We start from the raw sequence: 18,855 nt of genomic DNA, 5'->3' as shown, positions 1-18,855 counted from the left end.
TGTCGCACGAAATCGGGGGTTGGCATGGGAGAAGAAGGCGGCGTGGCGGCGGTGGAACGGGCGCTGTCCATCCTGGACGCGCTGACGGAGGACCGGGTGACGCTGGTCGAGCTGTCCAAGCGCACTGGCCTGTACAAGAGCACGGTGCTGCGGCTGCTGAAGTCGCTCGAGAAGTACGGTTATGTGCTGCGCAACGCCGAAGGGCTGTACCGGCTGGGCTCGAAGGTGCTGCTGCTCGGCTCGCTGTACCAGCGCCACTTCCGCACCTCCGACATCGTGCCGCCGGTCCTCGAGAAACTGGCCGCCGACCTGCACGAGGGCGCGTCCTTCTATGTGTGCGAGGACGACAAGCGCATCTGCCTCCACCGCGTCGACAGCACCCGCGCGATCCGAGATTCGGTGCACGTGGGTGACCGCCTGCCGCTGACGGTGGGCGCGGCGGGCCACGTGCTGCGCGCCTTCACCGGTGCGCGCGGCGAGCGGTTCGACGAGATCCGGCGCGCGATGTACGCCGCGTCGTTCGGCGAGCGCGATGCCGAGACCGCCGCGATCGCCGCGCCGGTGTTCGGCAGCGGTAATCGGCTGATGGGCGCGCTCAGCGTCTCCGGCCCGCGCTACCGGCTCGAGGAACTGGGCGAGGCGCGCATCGTGCCGGTGCTGTTCAAGTACGCGAAGGAACTGACGCGCACCTGCGGCGGCAACGTGGACGATCCCACGCTGAGCGGGTGGAACCTGCCCGAGCCGAAGCGCAAGGCCGCTTCGAGAGCCGCCAAGCCGGCGCCGGCGAAGACGCCGGCGCGCCGCGCCGCGAGGTCCGTCGACCAGGCCGGCTGACCCGAGCCGCGGCGCGAGGCCGCGGCTCTTCCAACCCTCCGTTCCCGCCACGCATCGCGCCGGTCTCTTGACCGGCGCGATGCGTTTGCGCGCGCGCCTTGTTTCCATTTTTCGAGGTCGATCGCGCAAACCCCGTTGACACGCCGAACGCCGGTCCATAGCATTTTAAAACGGTGTTCTGTCCAACAGAACGCTCGAAAAGAGGCATCGCACTCGCGATGCGATGTCAACCAAGGAGACTTCGATGAGACTGAATCTATTGACCGCGCTGCTCGTTTCGGCGGGCGCGCTCGCCGCGCCCGTCGCCTTCGCGGCACCGCACGCGGCCGCGGCGGACCTCGCGGACTGCTGCACGCCGGGCGACAAGGACTTCCCGAAAGTTGGCGGCAACCTGGGCAACCAGAACTACTCGAAGCTGCGCAACATCAACCGCGTCAACATCAAGAACCTCGGCGCGGTGTGGCTGAACCACGTGGAGGGCGGTGTGGCCGGCGACAACCAGAGCACGCCGGTCGTCGTCGACGGCGTGATCTTCCTCGAGACCGCACAGGCCAACGTGATCGCGGTCGACGGCAAGACCGGCGCGACCAAGTGGAAGTGGACCGCCCCGGCCCGCGCCACGCGCCGCGGCGTCGCGGTCTCCAAGGAGCTCGGCCTGGTCTACACACTGTCGCAGGGCAAGGTCGTCGCGATCGACATCAACACCGGCGTGACCGCGTGGGTCTCGCCGGCGTTCCCGGCCAGCGTCGGCGGCATCGGCAAGGTCGCGATCGTGTATCACAACAAGCGCCTGTACGTCGGCACCAACGACGGCAGCGTCGGCGCGGGGCTGATGGTCGATGCGACCAACGGCGTGCTGATGTCGAGCTTCTTCGGCGTGCCGCAGAACCCCGGCGACCTCGGCTACGACACCTGGGGTGGCGCGCCGCAGGACCAGCGCCGTGGCGGCACGCCGTGGATCCATCCGGCCGTCGATCCCGAACTCAACATGGTCTACTGGACCTTCGGCAACAACCGCGGCGGCTCGTCGCAGAACGGCTCGACGCGGCCGGGCCAGAACCTGTTCGCGAACTCGATCGTCGCGCTCGACATGACGACCGGCGCGTACAAGTGGCACTTCCAGTCGGTGCACCACGACATGTGGGACATGGACAACGTGAACGGCCCGGTGCTGGCGGACGTGAACATCCGCGGCCAGATGCGCAAGGTGATCGTCTACGGCAGCAAGACCGGCATGTTCTACATCCTGGACCGCCAGGACGGCAGCGCGCCGCTCGGCATCGACGAAGTGCCGGTGCCGGTCGACACGCGCCAGGCCTCGTGGCCGACCCAGCCGCGCCCACGCCAGGGCGGCTTCGTCGAAAGCTGCCCGGTGACCGAGCCGCTCGGCGGCCCGGTGCCCGGCGCACAGAACCGCGCGGTGCCGAACTACCCGACCGGGTGCCTGTACTCGCCGCACTGGGACGGCGCACCGGTGCTGAGCTTCCCCGGCCACGGCGGCGGCGCGGACTGGAACCACTATTCGTTCAGCCAGAGCACCAAGCTGCTGTACACCGGCGCCGGCTATGTCGGCGCAGCACACTCGCTGAACGAAGGCAGCAACGGCCTGCGGCCTCCGGGCGAGTACATGACCGGCGCCGTCATCGCGGTCGACCCCGCGACCAACCTGGTGCGCTGGAAGAAGCCGATGCCGTACTCGCTGGCCCACGGCAACGGCATCCTGACCACCGCGTCCGACGTGCTGTTCATCGGCCAGCCCGACGGCAACGCGATCGGCATGGACGCGACCAACGGCCGCGAGCTGTGGCGTTTCCAGACCGGCGCGGCGATCAGCGCGAGCCCGATCAGCTACGAGATCGACGGCGAGCAGTACATCGCGTTCTACGCTGGCGGCACCGGCATCCCGTACGGCGCCTCGGCACCGCGCGGCGACAACCTGTGGGCGTTCAAGATCGGCGGCAAGCTGCCGCCGGCCGCCACGCCGACCCCGCCGACCGTGCGCCGCCCGGTCTCGGGCAGCCCGGTCAGCGGGGCCAGCGTCGGCAATACCGTGCTGCTCGGCCGCTCGTCGGCGAGCGCCGCCGAGCAGTCGATCAACAGCGGCTCGACCAACGGCATGTACCCGACCCACATGCAGGTCGGTGTCGGCACGACGGTGACGTTCACGAACCCGGGCAGCAGCGCGAACACCCACTGCGCGACGCAGTTCTTCGAGGGGTTGTTCAACTTCTCGCTCGCACCGGGCCAGTCGGCGACCTACACCTTCACGCAGCCGGGCGAGTTCTTCTTCAACGACTGCCACAACCCGCGCTCGACCGGCAAGATCGAGGTCAAGTGACGCGCGCCTGAGGCGCCATTGAAAAGGCCGCGCAGTGCGCGGCCTTTTTTTCTTGGTGTCGCTTGGGCCGTTCAGGGCGACGCGGCGCCGAGCCGGCTGATGGCGCCGGCGGCATCCATCCGCCAGAGGCGCTCGGTGCCGGCCGCATCGCGGGCGGCGAACGCGATGCCGTCGCCGAACGCGGTGAACCGGCTCGGGTACGGCAGCCCGACCGGGTCGCTTGCGTTGCCGATGCGCTGCGTGCCGGCGGCGGTGCCGTCGCTGCGCCACGGCTGCTGCTGGCGCGCGCCGTCCACCGCGGCGAAGTACAGGCGATCGCCGATCCGCGTCAGGTGGTTCGGCAGCGCGCCGTCCGGTCCGGGCAGCAGGTCGCGCACGAGCGCGGTGCCGGCCGCGCTGCCGTCCGTCTTCCACAGCTCGAGGCCGTCGCGGCCGTTGGTGGCGGTGAAGTAGGTCCACGCGCCGACGTTGGTCAGGTACGCGGCGCCGGAGTTCGCCGCGCCCGGGCGGACATCGAGCACCAGCGCGGTCTCCCGGCCGTTGCTGCGCCACAGTTCGCCGCCGAGCTGGCCGTCGTCCGCGGCGAACAGCAGCCCGTCGCCGTGGGCCGCGAGGTAGCTCGGCCGCGAGCCGTCGGGGCCGGGGCGGATGTCCTTCACCAGCGCGGTGCCGTCGGCGCTGCCGTCGGTCTTCCACAGCTCGGCGCCGTGCACGCCGTCGTGGGCGACGAAGTAGAGCGCGTCGCCGACGACGGTGAGCTGCGCGATGGCCGCGTCCTCCGGTCCGCGGCGGATGTCGCTTACCAGGCGCGGCGCGGCGCCGCCGCGTTCGATCACCCACAGCTCGTCGCCGTGCGCCGCGTCGGTCGCGGTGAAGAACAGGCGTGCGCCGACCACGGTGAACTGACGCGGGTTGGCGAGCGCGGCCGCGTTGGCGACCGCGGCGGTCGAGTCCTTCGTGCCGCGCGAGGACCACAGGCGGGGACCGGTGCCGCTGCCCGAAGCCGAGAAGTACAGCTGGCCGTCGAACACCGTCAGCCCGGCTGGGTTGGAGCCGGCGGCGCCGGGGCGGATGTCGGCGACCAGCCGCGTCGTCGCCGGCGTGCCCTCGGTCGCCCACAGCTCGGGCCCGCTCTCGCCGTCGTTCATCGTGAAGTAGACGGTGTCGCGGAGCCGCACCAGGGTGTTCGGGAACGCGCCGCGAAAGCCCGGCCGCAGCGGACTCAGCAGCTCCAGCGCGCCGCTGCGCCCGGACACCGCGAACAGCGCCTGGCTGAGCGACGGCTGGTAGGCCGCGAAGACCAGTCGCTCGCCCAGTGGCGTCAGCTCGCGCGGGTCGGCGATGTCGGTGGCGGAGTCGCCGGCATCCGCGCCGGCCGTGAGCGCTGCGAGCGCGGCGGCGCAGATCGCGGTGCGCCAGTGTCGTGTCTTCATGTCGTCTCCAAGGCTCTCGAATCAACGGTGAATCGCCCATGCAAGGGTTCACGCGACCACTCGAATCGGTGGGTCCCAAGTTTGACATCATTTCGCATGAAAGTTAGCATTTTGCAACGACGTTCTGCAGAACAGAACTGGAGCAAGTCGTTGAAGAACACCTCACAACCGGAGACACAGATGACATCGAAATCAATCGTTCGTTCGGCGGGCGCCGTCGCGCTGAGAGCCGTCAGCGTCGCGGCCGCGCTGGCCTGCGGCGCGAGCGCGAGCTGGGCTGCGGACAACGCGACGCTGCGGATCACGTCCTTCAGCGTCAGCGCGGCCGAGTTCTCCGGCAATTTCGCCTGGGCCGTCGACGCGTACCAGAGCCTCGACATGAGCGCACTCGAGGCCGGCGGGTTGCTCGGCGCCCCGACCGACCTGTACACCGCGAACGACTGGAACCAGGGGCTGAACCGCATCGCCCAGACGCCGAACGCGCTCGCCACCGGCAACACCGTGCAGTTCACCGACGTGATGACGCAGCTCGCGACCGGCGGCTTCAACCTGTCGGCGAGCGCGACACCGGGCGCGAACCCGCCGCCGGCGCTGCCGAACTCGGCGAACGCCAGCGCGGTGCAGTCCGGCGCGTTCGTGCTGCTCGACGGCGACGGCAACCTGGCCGGCGGCACGATCACGTTCGACCTCTACTACGACCTGGGCGTCGTCGCGCCGGGCGGCTCGTCGCTCGGCTTCGGCCAGACGGCGCTGAACCTGCTGTCCTCGACCGACGGCGACGAGACCGCCAGCTTCGGCGACGGCCTGCTGTCCAGCGACCTGGCCGGCGGCACCGGTTCGACCTCGGGTCACTTCAGCTGGACCTACACGCTCGCGGCCGGGCAGGCCGCGTACTACACGCTGTCGGGCAGCGCCGTCGCGTTCGCCGCGCCGGTGCCGGAGCCGGGCACGTACGCGCTGATGGCCTTCGGCCTCGCCGGCCTGGCCGCCGTGGCACGGCGCCGCCGCGCCCACTGATCCGCCAGCGCCGGCTCCGGCCGGCGGCTCGCGCGCCCCGCCGATGCGGGGCGTTTTCGTTGGCGCACGCCGAACGTGAAAGCGCCCGCGGACCTCTCGATCCGCGGGCGCCGGGTCAGCCGGGGAAGTGGCTTACTTGGTGCAGAACTCGGTCAGGCCCATCGCGGACTTGACGCCTTGCACGACCATCTTCTTGAACTCGGCCTGGCCGGGCTGGCTCGAGCCGTCGATGAACGCCGCGGCGTCGTGGCCGAGCGTGGTCAGCCAGGCGCGGCCGCCGTCGTAGTACTGGCACCAGGCGACCGGGTGGAAGTTGCCATGGCCCGGGTGCGTGCTCGACTTGGTCGCGAGCGACGCTTCGTCGACCGTCGCCAGGAACTTGACCTTGGTCGGGTAGGGCACGAGGTTGTACCACTCGTCATGGAACGTGAACGACGACGACACGCCGGCGGTCGACGGATCCGACGAGCCGACGATGTTGACCGTGCCGTTCTGCGCGGCGCCATGGTTGTAGTAGTTCGCGTTGCCGAGCAGGCCTTCGTACCACGGCCAGTTGTACTCGCCGCCGTAGGCGTTGTGGATCGCGACGAAGCCGCCGCCGCCGCGCACGTACTGGCGCAGGTTGACCTTGGCCGCGTCGAGGTAGGCGCTGGTGGAGGTGTCGACCGCGTAGTTCGGGTTCACGGCCCGGCCGTGCGCCTGCATGAAGTCGCGCGTCGGGCTCATGAAGATCACGGCCGAGTAGGTCGCGGTGTGGCCCGGCATGCGGGTCACGTCCTCGGTGTAGTCGACCTGGATGCCCTCGGCCTCGAGCCAGGCCTTCAGGCCGGCGACCGCGGTGTTGTTGGCGTTCAGCGGCGGGTTCAGGCCGGCGGCCAGCGCGGTGCCCAGGTTGGCGTGGCGCGGCCCGGCGGTGCGGCTGAAGATCAGCACGCGCTTCTGGCGCGTCGGGATCCAGTTGTTGTAGCACTTGGGGTCGGTGCCGCGGCACACGTTGTAGGTCGGGTCCCAGCTCGTCGGCAAGGCGCCGGGCGGCAGGTTGCTGTTCGTGCCGAGGCCGACGACTTGCGCCTGGGCGCCTGTGACTGCCAGCGTTGCGACGGCCGCCGCGAACGCGTGTTTGACTCCGAATTTCATTCTGTTGCTCCTGTTGATGTGGATCGTTTCCACGATGCCCTCGTTGTCACTCGTTGTCGCCGCAGTTCCCGCAGCCGATCGAGGCCCGCTGCGTGCGTTCTGAAGAATAGAACGACGTTTTGTTTTGGGAACGAGGTGAAGTATAGGATTCGACCCGGTCGTGTCAATCGGGATCGGACGCAGGCCATCCCCCCGGAACGAAGGGCTCGCCTGCGTCGGGCGCTGACGGGTCAGCCGTGCGGCCAGCGGTAGCGCGCGGGACCGGATCCTGCGAGCGCTTCGAGCGCGCCGGCGACGCCGCCCATCGCGGGCAGCGCATGCAGGATCTTCAGGTACAGCGGCCGGTACGCCGCGACCGGCTCGGCGCCGGCCAGCGGGTCGCGGTTGGTCGCGAATGCGGCATCGAGTTCGACCCAGTCGCCGGCGCTCAGCACGCGTTCGGCCAGCGGCAGTACGTGGGCTTCCTCGGTCTTCATGTGCTCGAGGTAACGGTCGATGTAGATCGTCAGTGCCTGCTCGAAGACGGCACGGCGCTCATCGCACTCTTCGGTCTCGGCCATCATCTCGAACCCTGTCAGCGCGTGCTCCAGCTCGCGGATCGCGTGTTCGCCGTGGGCGTGCTCGCGCTCCAGCCGCTCGAGCAGTGCATCGGTCGCGGCGTCGCGCCCGCGCAGCTTCGGGAACAGCAACCGGCTTTCCTTCGGGTGGTGCAGGCGTTCGGGGAACTCGTCGACGTAGAACAGCATGGCCCGCAACGCGCCGAAGTCGGGCAGGGTGCCCCGCTTGCGGTGGGCGTCCAGAAGCAGCACGATCGCGCGCAGCATCGCCGACAGCGCGCGGTGCTCGCGGCGGATGATGATCAGGCTGGCGTGTTCCATGGTGTCCAGGGGTGGCGAGATCCATCGTGCAGACACTTTCTTGACATTGGTTTGCGCTAGCGCAAGCTCTGTCCCCGGCTCAGGGCCGACCCTCGGCGCCACACCACGAAGGCCTCTTCCGCCAGATGCCCACCATCCGTCACTGGCCACTAGGCGCCAAGCTCGCACTGGTCGCGACGCCGTTCCTGCTGGCGGCGCTGTGCTCGATCGCGGTCCTGGTGTGGATGTCCCTGCAGCTCGAAGGGGGTGCCGCGTCGGTGAACGAGGCGGGCCGCATGCGCATGCAGGCCTACCGGATGATGCTGTCGCTGTCGGCCGGCGACTCGCGGGCCCTGCCGCAACAGGTGGCCGAGTTCGACCGCAGCCTGGCACTGCTGCGCAACGGCGACCCCGAGCGCCCGCTCTTCGTGCCGTGGGACGATCTGGTGCGCCAGCGTTTCACCACCGTCGAGCAGGACTGGCTGCGCTACCGCGAGCGCGCGGCCGGCGTCCCGACGGCCGCCGCGACGCCGGCCGCGCTGGGCGCGGCGACCTCGACGTTCGTCTCGCACATCGACGCGCTGGTGGACGGCATCGAGGCCCACCTGTCGCGCTGGACCTCGCTGATGCACCTGCTGCAGCTCGCGCTGATGGCGCTGGCCGTGGTGGGGGCCGGGGTGCTGCTCTACACCGGCTACCGGTTCGTGCTGGAGCCGGTCGGGCTGCTGAAGCAGGCGATCCGTCGCCTCCAGGGGGGTGACCTGGGCGCGCGAGTCGAGTGCACGACCACCGACGAGTTCGGCGCGCTCGGCGCCGGGTTCAACGACATGGCGGGGCAGCTGCAGTCGATGTACCGCAACCTGGAGGCGCGCGTGCAGCAGAAGACCGCGCAACTGGAGGAGAAGCACGAGCGGCTCGAGAGCCTGCTGGAAGTCACCAACCTCGTGACCCGCGCGGTCTCGCTCGACGACCTGGCCACCGGCTTCTCGCAGCGGATCGTGCGGATCGCGCGGGCCGACGGCGTGGCGCTGCGCTGGTCCGACGAGGCGAACCGCAGCTACCTGATGCTGGCCTCGCAGGGCCTGCCGCCCGCGATGGTCGAGGCCGAGCACTGCCTGACCGCCGGCGATTGCCATTGCGCCGCGCCTTCCGCGATCGGCGGTGCAAGGGTGATCCCGATCCGCGCCATGCAGCCGGCGCGGATGCGGCATTGCGCGAAAGCGGGCTTCGAGACCGTGGTGTCGATCCCGATCCGCCTGCACGACCGGCTGATGGGCGAGGTCGACCTGTTTTTCCACGCCCAGGTCGAGGTCGCCGAGCCCGAGCGCTCGTTGCTGGAGGCTTTGACGGTGCAGCTGGCCGGCGCGATGGAGAACCTGCGCCTGAACGCGCTCGGCCTCGAGGCGGCGGTGTCGCAGGAGCGCAGCTTCCTGGCGCGCGAGTTGCACGATTCGATCGCGCAGTCGCTCGCCTTCCTGAAGATCCAGGTTCAGCTGATGCGCGACGCGCTGGCCGACGGCGACGCCGCCCAGGTGCAGCACGTGCTCGGCGAGATCGACCTCGGCGTGCGCGAGAGCTATGGTGATGTGCGTGAACTGCTGATGCACTTCCGCACCCGCGCCAACGCGGAGGACATCGAACCCGCGCTGATGACGACGCTGCGCAAGTTCGAGCACCAGACCGGCCTGAAGACCGCGCTGCAGATCCAGGGCGACGGCCTGCCGCTCACCCCCGACACGCAGATCCAGGTGCTGCACATCGTGCAGGAAGCGCTGTCCAACGTGCGCAAGCATGCCGGGGCGAGCCAGGTGTGGCTGGACGTGCAGAAGCAGCCGCAGTGGCGGCTCGAGGTGCGCGACGACGGCCGCGGCTTCGCCGGCCCGGGCTTGCGGCAGGACGAGACGCATGTCGGCCTGCGCATCATGGCCGAGCGCGCGGAGCGGCTCGGCGCCGACCTCGACGTGCTGTCCACGCCCGAGCGCGGCACCTCGGTCGTGTTGACGCTGCCGCCGGCCCGGCGGACGGTGCCGGCGGACGCCGCGGCACGGCAACCCCAGGTGGCATGAGCCGATGAGCGACGCCGCCACCATCCGCATCCTGGTCGTCGACGACCACACCCTGTTCCGGCGCGGGCTCACGGCGCTGCTGCAGCGCGACCCGCAGTTCGAGGTCGTCGGCGACGCCGGTGACGCCGGCGAGGCGCAGCGCCGCGCCGGCGAGTTGCGGCCCGACGTGATCCTGCTCGACAACCACCTGCCCGGCGTCAACGGCGTGGACGCGCTGCCGGCGCTGCACGAAGCCGCGCCCGGCGCGAAGGTGCTGATGCTCACGGTCAGCGAGGACGAGCGCGACCTCGCGGCCGCGCTGCGCGGCGGCGCGTGTGGCTACCTGCTCAAGACGATCGAGGGCGACGCGCTGTCGCAGGCCATCCGGCGCGCGGTGCGCGGCGAGAGCGTCGTCGCGCAGGAGATGACCGGCAAGCTGGTCGCGGCCTACCGCGATGCGAGCGCGGCGCGCGCCGTGCCCGCCGACCCCCCGCTAGCGGCCGTGGCGCCGGCGTCGCGGCTGGACGTGATGTCGCGCCGCGAGCTCGACATCCTGCGTGGTATCGCCCGCGGCCAGGGCAACAAGGAGATCGCGCGCACGCTCGGCATCGCCGAGACGACCGTGAAGATCCACGTCCAGCACATCCTGCGCAAGCTGGAGGTGAGCTCGCGCGTCCACGCTGCCGTGATCGCAGCCGAGCACGGCCTGGCTTGATCCAGCGCAAGCGCGCGTGATGTTCCCGCGCGGGTAGTTCGACAGGACGATGGCGGCGCGGCGCCGCTAGTTCCTCTGCCGCGCCGCGCCGCCCCAGCTGACGGATACCGCGAGACGGCGGCCATTCCTACAGTGGCCGCATGCGAAACGAGTGGGCGACGCGATGAGCAAGAAGAGCCAGGCACTGGCGGTGCTGCTGGTCAGCACGCTGGCGTTCACCGTGTGCTTCATGGTGTGGATGATGTTCGGCGTGATCGGCATCCCGATCAAGAAGACGCTGGGACTGAACGCCACCGAGTTCGGCCTGCTGACCGCGATGCCGGTGCTGACCGGCTCGCTGATCCGCGTGCCGCTCGGCATCTGGACCGACAAGTACGGCGGCCGCCTCGTGATGACGATCCTGATGGCGATCACGGTGCCGGCGATCTGGCTGATGAGCTACGCCACCGCGTACTGGCACTTCCTGGTGATCGGCTTGTTCGTCGGCCTGGCCGGCGGCTCGTTCTCGGTCGGCACGCCGTACGTCGCGCGCTGGTTCCCGAAGAACCGGCAAGGTTTCGCGATGGGCGTCTATGGCGCCGGCAATTCGGGCGCCGCGGTCAACAAGTTCGTCGCGCCGGCGCTGGTCGTCGCCTTCGGCTGGGCGATGGTGCCGAAGGTCTACGCCGCGATCATGCTCGGCACCGTCGTGCTGTTCTGGCTGCTCAGCGCCAGCGACCCGGCGCACCTGGTGCCGTCGAACACCCGCTTTCGCGACCAGCTGAAGATGCTCAAGGAGCCGCGGGTGCTGAAGTACTGCCAGTACTACAGCATCGTGTTCGGCGGCTACGTGGCGCTGTCGCTGTGGATGGTGCAGTACTACGTCGGCGAGTTCGGGCTGGACATCCGCACCGCCGCGCTGCTGGCAGCCTGCTTCTCGCTGCCGGGCGGCGTGCTGCGCGCGGTCGGCGGCTGGCTGTCGGACAAGTACGGCGCACACAGCGTGACCTGGTGGGTGCTGTGGGTCAGCTGGATCTGCCTGTTCCTGCTGTCGTATCCGCAGACCGACTTCACGGTGCTGACGGTCGGCGGCCCGCGCACGTTCCACCTCGGGCTCAACGTCTACGCCTTCACCGGGCTGATGTTCCTGCTCGGCATCGCGTTCGCGTTCGGCAAGGCCAGCGTCTTCAAGTACATCAGCGACGACTACCCGACCAACATCGGCACCGTCAGCGGCATCGTCGGTCTGGCCGGCGGCATGGGCGGCTTCGTGCTGCCGATCATGTTCGGCGCGCTGATGGATCTCACCGGCATCCGCTCCAGCGCCTTCATGCTGATGTACGGCGTGGTCTGGGTCTCGCTGATCTGGATGTACTGGACCGAGGTGCGGCGCACCGAGGTCATGGGCCGCAACGCCCAGGCGTTCAGCCTGCAGGGCTGACCGCTCCCCACCTTCGAGGAACCCCATGAACAACGTGCTCAAACCCGGCATCGCCGTGCCGCCCGCCGCCGAGGGCGCCGACATCGCCGACTGGCGCCCCGAGGACGAGACCTTCTGGGCCGCCCGCGGCAAGGCGATTGCCTACCGCAACCTGTGGCTGTCGGTGCCGGCGCTGCTGTGCGGCTTCGCGGTCTGGGGCATGTGGGGAATCATCACCGTGCAGATGATGAACCTCGGCTTCCCGTTCACGCAGGCCGAGCTGTTCACGCTGACCGCGATCGCCGGCATCGCCGGTGCGACGATGCGCATTCCGGCCTCGTTCCTGATCCGCCTGGCCGGCGGGCGCAACACGATCTTCCTGACCACCGCGATGCTGCTGGCGCCGGCGCTGGGCACCGGCATCGTGCTGCAGCACAAGGACTGGCCGCTGTGGGCGTTCCAGCTGATGGCGCTGTGGTCGGGCGTGGGCGGCGGCAACTTCGCCAGCTCGATGTCCAACATCAGCACCTTCTTCCCGAAGCGGCTGCAGGGCACGGCGCTCGGCCTGAACGCGGGCCTCGGCAACTTCGGCGTCACGACGATGCAGATCGTGATCCCGCTGGTGATGACGCTGGGCATCTTCGGCAGCCTGGGCGGCGAGCCGATGACGCTGCTGAAGGACAGCGGCTGGATCTTCGGCAAGATCGCCGCGGGTACGCCGACCTGGATCCAGAACGCCGGCTTCGCGTGGGTGCTGTCGCTGGTGCCGCTGGCCATCCTGTGCTGGTTCGGCATGAACAACCTCAAGACGGTCTCGGCCGACACCGGCACGCCGATCGTCGCGTTCGCCAAGATCACCTGGCTCTACACGCTGGCCTTCATCCCGTCGATCCTCGGCCTGTACCTGTACCTGCCCAAGCCCACCGGTCTGGGCCTGATCAGCATGTGGGTCGCGATCCCGCTCGACGTGATCGCCGCGCTGCTGATCATGAAGCTCGCCGCCTTCGGCCCGATGAAGGAGAACATCGCCAAGCAGTTCGCGATCTTCAAGGACAAGCACACCTGGTCGCTGACGATGCTCTACATCGTCACCTTCGGCTCGTTCATCGGCTTCTCGATGGCGCTGCCGCTGTCGATGAAGGTGATCTTCGGCGTCAGCCATGTGCCCGACGCGAGCGGCGTGCTGCAGCACACGCTGAACAACCCGAACGCGCCGCCGGTGCTGGCCTATGCCTGGATCGGCCCGTTCGTCGGCGCCGCGGTGCGGCCGATCGGCGGCTGGATCGCCGACAAGGTCGGCGGCTCGATCGTCACGCAGATCATCTCGGCGGTGATGGTGGTGGCCTCGGTCGCGGTGGGCTACGTGATGATGCAGGCTTACGGCTCGGCCATGCCGGAGCAGTACTTCCCGGCCTTCCTCGGCCTGTTCATCGTGCTGTTCTTCGCCAGCGGCGTGGGCAACGGCTCGACCTTCCGCACCATCGGCGTGATCTTCGACCGCCAGCAGGCCGGTCCGGTGCTGGGCTGGACCTCGGCGATCGCCGCCTACGGCGCCTTCGTCGCGCCGATCGTGATCGGCGACCAGATCAAGGCCGGCACGCCGCAGGTCGCGATGTACGGCTTCGCGGTCTTCTACGCGCTGTGCCTGGTGCTGAACTGGTGGTTCTACCTGCGCAAGAACGCCTACGTGAAGAACCCCTGATCGCCACGAATTTCCGGAGCCCGAATCCATGAGCCACTTCCTCGACCGCCTGACCTACTTCTCGCAGCCCCGCGAGGCCTTCGCCGGCGACCACGGCGTCACCACCGGCGAGGACCGGACCTGGGAAGACGCCTACCGCAACCGCTGGGCCCACGACAAGATCGTGCGCAGCACGCACGGCGTCAACTGCACCGGCTCCTGCTCGTGGAAGATCTACGTCAAGGGCGGCATCGTGACCTGGGAGACCCAGCAGACCGACTACCCGCGCACCCGCTGGGACATGCCCAACCACGAGCCGCGCGGCTGCGCGCGGGGCGCGAGCTACAGCTGGTACCTCTACAGTGCGAACCGGGTGAAGTATCCGATGGTGCGCGGCCGTCTGCTCAAGACCTGGCGCACGGCGCGGCTGGCGCACGACCCGGTCGATGCGTGGGCCTCGATCGTCGAGGACGATGCGAAGCGGCGCGACTATCAGCAGGTGCGTGGCCTCGGCGGCTTCGTGCGCTCGAACTGGGACGAGGTCAACGAGATCGTCGCCGCCGCCAACGTCTACACGATCAAGCGCCACGGCGCCGACCGCGTGATCGGCTTCTCGCCGATCCCGGCGATGAGCATGGTCAGCTACGCCGCCGGTTCGCGCTACCTGAGCCTGATCGGCGGCGTGTGCATGAGCTTCTACGACTGGTACTGCGACCTGCCACCGGCCAGCCCGCAGGTCTGGGGCGAGCAGACCGACGTGCCCGAGTCGGCCGACTGGTTCAACTCGAGCTTCATCATCGCCTGGGGCTCGAACGTGCCGCAGACGCGCACGCCCGACGCGCACTTCTTCACCGAGGTCCGCTACAAGGGCACGAAGACGGTGGCGGTCACGCCCGACTACTCCGAGGTCGCGAAGCTCGCCGACATCTGGATGAACCCGAAGCAGGGCACGGATGCCGCGGTCGCCATGGCGATGGGCCACGTGATCCTGAAGAACTTCTACTTCCCCGACACTGGCGAGCGCAGCGCGTACTTCGACGACTACGTGCGCCGCTACACCGACATGCCGATGCTGGTGATGCTGAAGGAGCACACGCTGCCGGGCGGCGAGGTGGTGATGGTGCCCGACCGCTACGTGCGTGCGTCCGACTTCAACGGCAAGCTCGGCCAGGCCAACAACCCGGAGTGGAAGACGGTTGCGTTCGACGAAGACGGCAAGGTCGTGCTGCCGGTCGGCGCGATCGGCTTCCGCTGGGGTCCGGACGGGCGCGCCGACGAAGGGCAGTGGAACCTCGAGGCGAAAGAGGCGCGGCACGGCCACGACGTGAGGCTGCAGTTGTCGGTGATGGAAGGCGAGACGCCCAGTACCGACACCGCGAAGGTCGGCTTCCCGTACTTCGGCGGCGTGGTCAGCGCGAACTTCCCGAACAACGTGCAAAGCGATGTGCTGGTTCGGACCGTCCCGGTGCGCCGCATCACGCTCGGCAAGGCGGGCGACAAGCGCGAGGCGCTGGTCGCCACCGTGTTCGACCTGCAGGTCGCGAACTACGGCATCGCCCGCGGCCTGCCCGGCGAGCTGGCCGCGACGAGCTTCGACGACGACACGCCGTACACGCCGGCGTGGCAGGAGAAGATCACCGGCACACCGCGCGCGCAGCTGATCACCGTGGCCCACCAGTTCGCCGAGAACGCGCACAAGACGCACGGCAAGTCGATGGTGATCATCGGCGCGGCGATGAACCACTGGTACCACAGCGACATGAACTACCGCGGCGTCATCAACATGCTGATGATGTGCGGCTGCATCGGCCAGTCGGGCGGGGGCTGGGCGCACTACGTGGGCCAGGAAAAGCTGCGCCCGCAGACCGGCTGGACGCCGCTGGCCTTCGCGCTCGACTGGGTGCGCCCGCCGCGCCAGATGAACAGCACCAGCTTCTTCTACGCCCACACCGACCAGTGGCGCTACGAGAAGCTCGGCATGGACGAGGTGCTGTCGCCGCTGGCCGACAAGAAGCGTTACGCCGGCAGCATGATCGACTACAACGTGCGCGCCGAGCGCATGGGCTGGCTGCCGTCCGCCCCGCAGTTGCAGACCAACCCGATGCAGGTGGTGCGCGATGCCGCCGCCGCCGGCCTGGAGGCGAAGGACTACGCGGTCAAGGCGTTGCTGGACGGCTCGCTCAAGCTGAGCTGCACCGATCCGGATCACCCCGACAACTGGCCGCGCAACATGTTTGTCTGGCGCTCCAACATCCTGGGTTCCTCGGGCAAGGGCCACGAGTATGTCCTGAAGCACCTGCTCGGCACCAGCAACGGCGTGCAAGGCAAGGACCTCGGTGCCGAAGAGGCCAAGCCGAGCGAAGTCGTCTGGCACGACAAGGCCCCCGAAGGCAAGCTCGACCTGCTGGTGACGCTCGACTTCCGCATGAGCACCACCTGCCTGTACAGCGACATCGTGCTGCCGACCGCGACCTGGTACGAGAAGAACGACCTCAACACCAGCGACATGCACCCGTTCATCCACCCGCTCTCGACCGCTGTGGACCCGGCCTGGCAATCGCGCAGCGACTGGGACATCTACAAGGGCTTCGCGCAGAAGTTCAGCGAGGTCTGCGTCGGCCACCTCGGCGTCGAGCGCGAACTGGTGCTGACACCGTTGATGCACGACAGCCCGGCCGAACTGGCGCAGCCCTTCGACGTGAAGGACTGGCAGCGCGGCGAGTGCGCGCTGATCCCAGGCAAGACCGCGCCGAACATGCAGGTGGTCGAGCGCGACTACCCGAACACGTTCAAGCGCTTCACTGCCCTCGGGCCGCTGCTGAACAAGATCGGCAACGGCGGCAAGGGCATCGCCTGGAACACCCAGACGGAGGTGAAGCAGCTCGGCGAACTGAGCGGCCTCGTCACCGCCGAGGGCGTGACCTGCGGCATGCCGAAGATCGAGACCGACATCGACGCCTGTGAGGTGATCCTGCAGCTCGCGCCCGAGACCAACGGCCATGTGGCGGTGAAGGCCTGGCAGGCGCTCGGCAAGCAGACCGGCCTGGACCACACCCACCTCGCGATTCACCGCGAGGACGAGAAGATCCGCTTCCGCGACATCCAGGCGCAGCCGCGCAAGATCATCAGCTCGCCGACCTGGAGTGGCATCGAGAGCGAGACGGTCTCGTACAACGCCGGCTACACCAACGTGCACGAGATGATCCCGTGGCGCACGCTGACCGGCCGGCAGCAGTTCTACCTCGACCACCCGTGGATGATCGCGTTCGGCGAGGGCTTCACCAGCTACCGGCCGCCGGTCGACCTGAAGACCACCGCGGGCATCCAGGGCATCAAGCCGAACGGCCACCCCGAGATCGCGCTGAACTTCATCACGCCGCACCAGAAGTGGGGCATCCACTCCACTTACACCGACAACCTGCTGATGCTCACGCTGAGCCGCGGCGGGCCGTGCGTGTGGCTGAGCGAGGACGATGCCAAGTCGGTCGGCATCGAGGACAACGACTGGATCGAACTCTTCAACCTGAACGGCGCGATCGCGGCCCGCGCGGTGGTGAGCCAGCGGGTCAAGCCGGGCATGGTGATGATGTACCACGCGCAGGAGAAGATCGTGAACACCCCGGGCTCCGAGATCACCGGCGCGCGCGGCGGCATCCACAACTCGGTGACCCGCATCGTGCTGAAGCCGACCCACATGATCGGCGGCTACGCGCAGTTCAGCTACGGCTTCAACTACTACGGGACCATCGGCACCAACCGCGACGAATTCGTGGTCGTGCGCAAGATGAACAAGGTCGACTGGCTCGACACGCCGGTGGCGGACGAACTCATCCCGAAGGTCCAGGCAGAAGGAGAAGTCGCATGAAGATCCGCGCGCAGATCGGCATGGTCCTGAACCTCGACAAGTGCATCGGCTGCCACACCTGCTCGGTGACCTGCAAGAACGTCTGGACCAGCCGGCCCGGCATGGAATACGCCTGGTTCAACAACGTCGAGACCAAGCCCGGCATCGGCTACCCGAAGGAGTGGGAGAACCAGGACAAATGGAACGGCGGCTGGATCCGTAAGGCCAGCGGCAAGATCGAGCCGCGCCAGGGCGCGAAGTGGAAGCTGCTGATGCGCATCTTCGCGAACCCGAACCTGCCCGAGATCGACGACTACTACGAGCCGTTCACCTTCGACTACCAGCACCTGCAGTCGGCGCCCGAGATGAAGGCCACGCCGACCGCGCGCCCGCGCAGCCTGATCACCGGCAAGCAGATGGACAAGATCGTCTGGGGTCCGAACTGGGAGGAGATCCTCGGCGGCGAGTTCGCCAAGCGCAGCAAGGACAAGAACCTCGACGGCTTCGAGCAGGTGCAGAAGGACATGCTCGGCCAGTTCGAGAACACCTTCATGATGTACCTGCCTCGCCTGTGCGAGCACTGCCTGAACCCGGCCTGCGTGGCGTCGTGCCCGTCGGGCTCGATCTACAAGCGCGAGGAAGACGGCATCGTGCTCGTCGACCAGGACAAGTGCCGCGGCTGGCGCATGTGCGTGAGCGGCTGCCCGTACAAGAAGATCTACTACAACTGGAAGAGCGGCAAGGCCGAGAAGTGCACCTTCTGCTACCCGCGCATCGAGGCCGGCGAACCCACGGTGTGCAGCGAGACCTGCGTCGGCCGCATCCGCTACCTCGGCGTGCTGCTGTACGACGCCGATCGCATCCAGGAGGCGGCAAGCGTCGAGCACGACCGCGACCTGTACCCTGCGCAGCTCGACATCTTCCTCGACCCGTTCGATCCGAAGGTGATCGCGCAGGCGCAGGTCGACGGCATCCCCGACAAGTGGATGGAAGCCGCGCGCAAGAGCCCCATCTACAAGATGGCGGTGCAGTGGAAGGTGGCGCTGCCGCTGCACCCGGAGTACCGCACGCTGCCGATGGTCTGGTACATCCCGCCGCTGTCGCCGATCAGCGCGGCCGCGAACGCCGGGCATGTGGGTGCGAACGGCGAGATCCCGGACGTGAACCAGCTGCGCATCCCGGTCAAGTACCTCGCGAACCTGTTGACCGCCGGCGACACGGTGCCGGTGGTGCGCTCGCTCGAACGCATGCTGGCGATGCGCGCCTACCACCGCGCCAAGCATGTGGACGGGCAGATCAACCAGGCGGTGCTGCAGCAGGTCGGCATCACGCAGGCCCAGGTCGAGGACATGTACCACGTGATGGCGATCGCCAACTACGAGGACCGGTTCGTGATCCCGACCACCCACCGCGAGTACGCCGAGAACACCTTCAACGTGCGCGGCGGCTGCGGCTTCACCTTCGGCAACGGCTGCTCCGAGGGCACCAGCGAGGTGAGCCTGTTCGGCGGCGACAAGAAGCGCACGATTCCCATCAAGGCGGAGGTCTGACCATG

At 68.4% G+C, this 18,855-nt stretch carries 12 protein-coding genes; 9 read left to right on the top strand and 3 right to left on the bottom strand.

Annotation, left to right across the window (positions count from 1 at the left end; translation table 11 throughout):
- Positions 1-24 precede the first annotated feature (24 nt).
- Positions 25-834, top strand: a complete 810-nt coding sequence (locus ASC76_RS09720; protein ID WP_082548962.1) for an IclR family transcriptional regulator — start codon at positions 25-27, stop codon at positions 832-834.
- 244 nt (positions 835-1,078) lie between these two features.
- Positions 1,079-3,172, top strand: a complete 2,094-nt coding sequence (locus ASC76_RS09715) for a PQQ-binding-like beta-propeller repeat protein (protein WP_056465093.1) — start codon at positions 1,079-1,081, stop codon at positions 3,170-3,172.
- A gap of 71 nt (positions 3,173-3,243) precedes the next feature.
- Here the strand turns inward: ASC76_RS09715 and ASC76_RS09710 are convergent, their stop codons facing one another.
- Positions 3,244-4,605, bottom strand: a complete 1,362-nt coding sequence (locus ASC76_RS09710) for an ELWxxDGT repeat protein (RefSeq protein WP_056465092.1) — start codon at positions 4,603-4,605, stop codon at positions 3,244-3,246.
- A 180-nt stretch (positions 4,606-4,785) separates the two neighbouring features.
- On the opposite strand from ASC76_RS09710, the gene ASC76_RS09705 reads away from it, so the two are divergent.
- Positions 4,786-5,622 carry a PEP-CTERM sorting domain-containing protein gene (locus ASC76_RS09705; protein ID WP_056465091.1) on the top strand — a complete coding sequence of 279 codons (837 nt, stop codon included), beginning with the start codon at positions 4,786-4,788 and terminating at the stop codon, positions 5,620-5,622.
- A 132-nt stretch (positions 5,623-5,754) separates the two neighbouring features.
- On the opposite strand, the gene ASC76_RS09700 is transcribed toward ASC76_RS09705, so the two are convergent.
- Together ASC76_RS09700 and ASC76_RS09695 are read right to left on the bottom strand one after the other, a co-directional pair.
- Positions 5,755-6,759 (bottom strand): ThuA domain-containing protein, encoded by a 1,005-nt coding sequence (locus ASC76_RS09700; RefSeq protein WP_056465090.1) that lies wholly within the window; start codon positions 6,757-6,759, stop codon positions 5,755-5,757.
- Between the two features lie 230 nt (positions 6,760-6,989).
- Positions 6,990-7,637, bottom strand: a complete 648-nt coding sequence (locus ASC76_RS09695; RefSeq protein WP_056465089.1) for a hemerythrin domain-containing protein — start codon at positions 7,635-7,637, stop codon at positions 6,990-6,992.
- Between the two features lie 125 nt (positions 7,638-7,762).
- Here ASC76_RS09695 and ASC76_RS09690 point away from each other — a divergent pair, with 125 nt between their 5' ends.
- From ASC76_RS09690 to narH, 6 genes are all read left to right on the top strand, one after another.
- Positions 7,763-9,682 carry a type IV pili methyl-accepting chemotaxis transducer N-terminal domain-containing protein gene (locus tag ASC76_RS09690; RefSeq protein ID WP_056465088.1) on the top strand — a complete coding sequence of 640 codons (1,920 nt, stop codon included), beginning with the start codon at positions 7,763-7,765 and terminating at the stop codon, positions 9,680-9,682.
- 4 nt (positions 9,683-9,686) lie between these two features.
- The gene (locus ASC76_RS09685) at positions 9,687-10,376 is read left to right on the top strand and encodes a response regulator (RefSeq protein ID WP_056465087.1); all 690 of its coding nucleotides are present in this window, start codon (positions 9,687-9,689) and stop codon (positions 10,374-10,376) included.
- 163 nt (positions 10,377-10,539) lie between these two features.
- Positions 10,540-11,796 carry a nitrate/nitrite transporter gene (locus ASC76_RS26360; RefSeq protein WP_056467218.1) on the top strand — a complete coding sequence of 419 codons (1,257 nt, stop codon included), beginning with the start codon at positions 10,540-10,542 and terminating at the stop codon, positions 11,794-11,796.
- A 25-nt stretch (positions 11,797-11,821) separates the two neighbouring features.
- Complete coding sequence (locus ASC76_RS26355) at positions 11,822-13,477, top strand: MFS transporter (protein ID WP_056465086.1); 1,656 nt, start codon at positions 11,822-11,824, stop codon at positions 13,475-13,477.
- Positions 13,478-13,505: 28 nt separating this feature from the next.
- The gene (locus ASC76_RS09670; RefSeq protein ID WP_056465085.1) at positions 13,506-17,321 is read left to right on the top strand and encodes a nitrate reductase subunit alpha; all 3,816 of its coding nucleotides are present in this window, start codon (positions 13,506-13,508) and stop codon (positions 17,319-17,321) included.
- Entirely contained in the window at positions 17,318-18,850 is a 1,533-nt protein-coding gene (narH, locus tag ASC76_RS09665) for a nitrate reductase subunit beta (RefSeq protein WP_056465084.1), read from the top strand. Before ASC76_RS09670 ends, narH begins: the two co-directional genes overlap by 4 nt.
- The last annotated feature ends 5 nt before the right edge of the window (positions 18,851-18,855 follow it).

This window comes from Rhizobacter sp. Root404, assembly GCF_001425865.1.
GTDB lineage: Bacteria > Pseudomonadota > Gammaproteobacteria > Burkholderiales > Burkholderiaceae_C > LMDS01.
Note: the sequence above shows the minus strand (reverse complement) of the source record. Positions and strands in the feature narration are given on the sequence as shown.

Bases quoted from the DNA above. Each gene is read 5' to 3' on its own strand.
- ASC76_RS09720 (WP_082548962.1), top strand. From the start codon at position 25: ATGGGAGAAGAAGGCGGCGTGGCGGCGGTGGAACGGGCGCTGTCCATC.
- ASC76_RS09715 (WP_056465093.1), top strand. From the start codon at position 1,079: ATGAGACTGAATCTATTGACCGCGCTGCTCGTTTCGGCGGGCGCGCTC.
- ASC76_RS09710 (WP_056465092.1), bottom strand. From the start codon at position 4,605: ATGAAGACACGACACTGGCGCACCGCGATCTGCGCCGCCGCGCTCGCA.
- ASC76_RS09705 (WP_056465091.1), top strand. From the start codon at position 4,786: ATGACATCGAAATCAATCGTTCGTTCGGCGGGCGCCGTCGCGCTGAGA.
- ASC76_RS09700 (WP_056465090.1), bottom strand. From the start codon at position 6,759: ATGAAATTCGGAGTCAAACACGCGTTCGCGGCGGCCGTCGCAACGCTG.
- ASC76_RS09695 (WP_056465089.1), bottom strand. From the start codon at position 7,637: ATGGAACACGCCAGCCTGATCATCATCCGCCGCGAGCACCGCGCGCTG.
- ASC76_RS09690 (WP_056465088.1), top strand. From the start codon at position 7,763: ATGCCCACCATCCGTCACTGGCCACTAGGCGCCAAGCTCGCACTGGTC.
- ASC76_RS09685 (WP_056465087.1), top strand. From the start codon at position 9,687: ATGAGCGACGCCGCCACCATCCGCATCCTGGTCGTCGACGACCACACC.
- ASC76_RS26360 (WP_056467218.1), top strand. From the start codon at position 10,540: ATGAGCAAGAAGAGCCAGGCACTGGCGGTGCTGCTGGTCAGCACGCTG.
- ASC76_RS26355 (WP_056465086.1), top strand. From the start codon at position 11,822: ATGAACAACGTGCTCAAACCCGGCATCGCCGTGCCGCCCGCCGCCGAG.
- ASC76_RS09670 (WP_056465085.1), top strand. From the start codon at position 13,506: ATGAGCCACTTCCTCGACCGCCTGACCTACTTCTCGCAGCCCCGCGAG.
- narH (WP_056465084.1), top strand. From the start codon at position 17,318: ATGAAGATCCGCGCGCAGATCGGCATGGTCCTGAACCTCGACAAGTGC.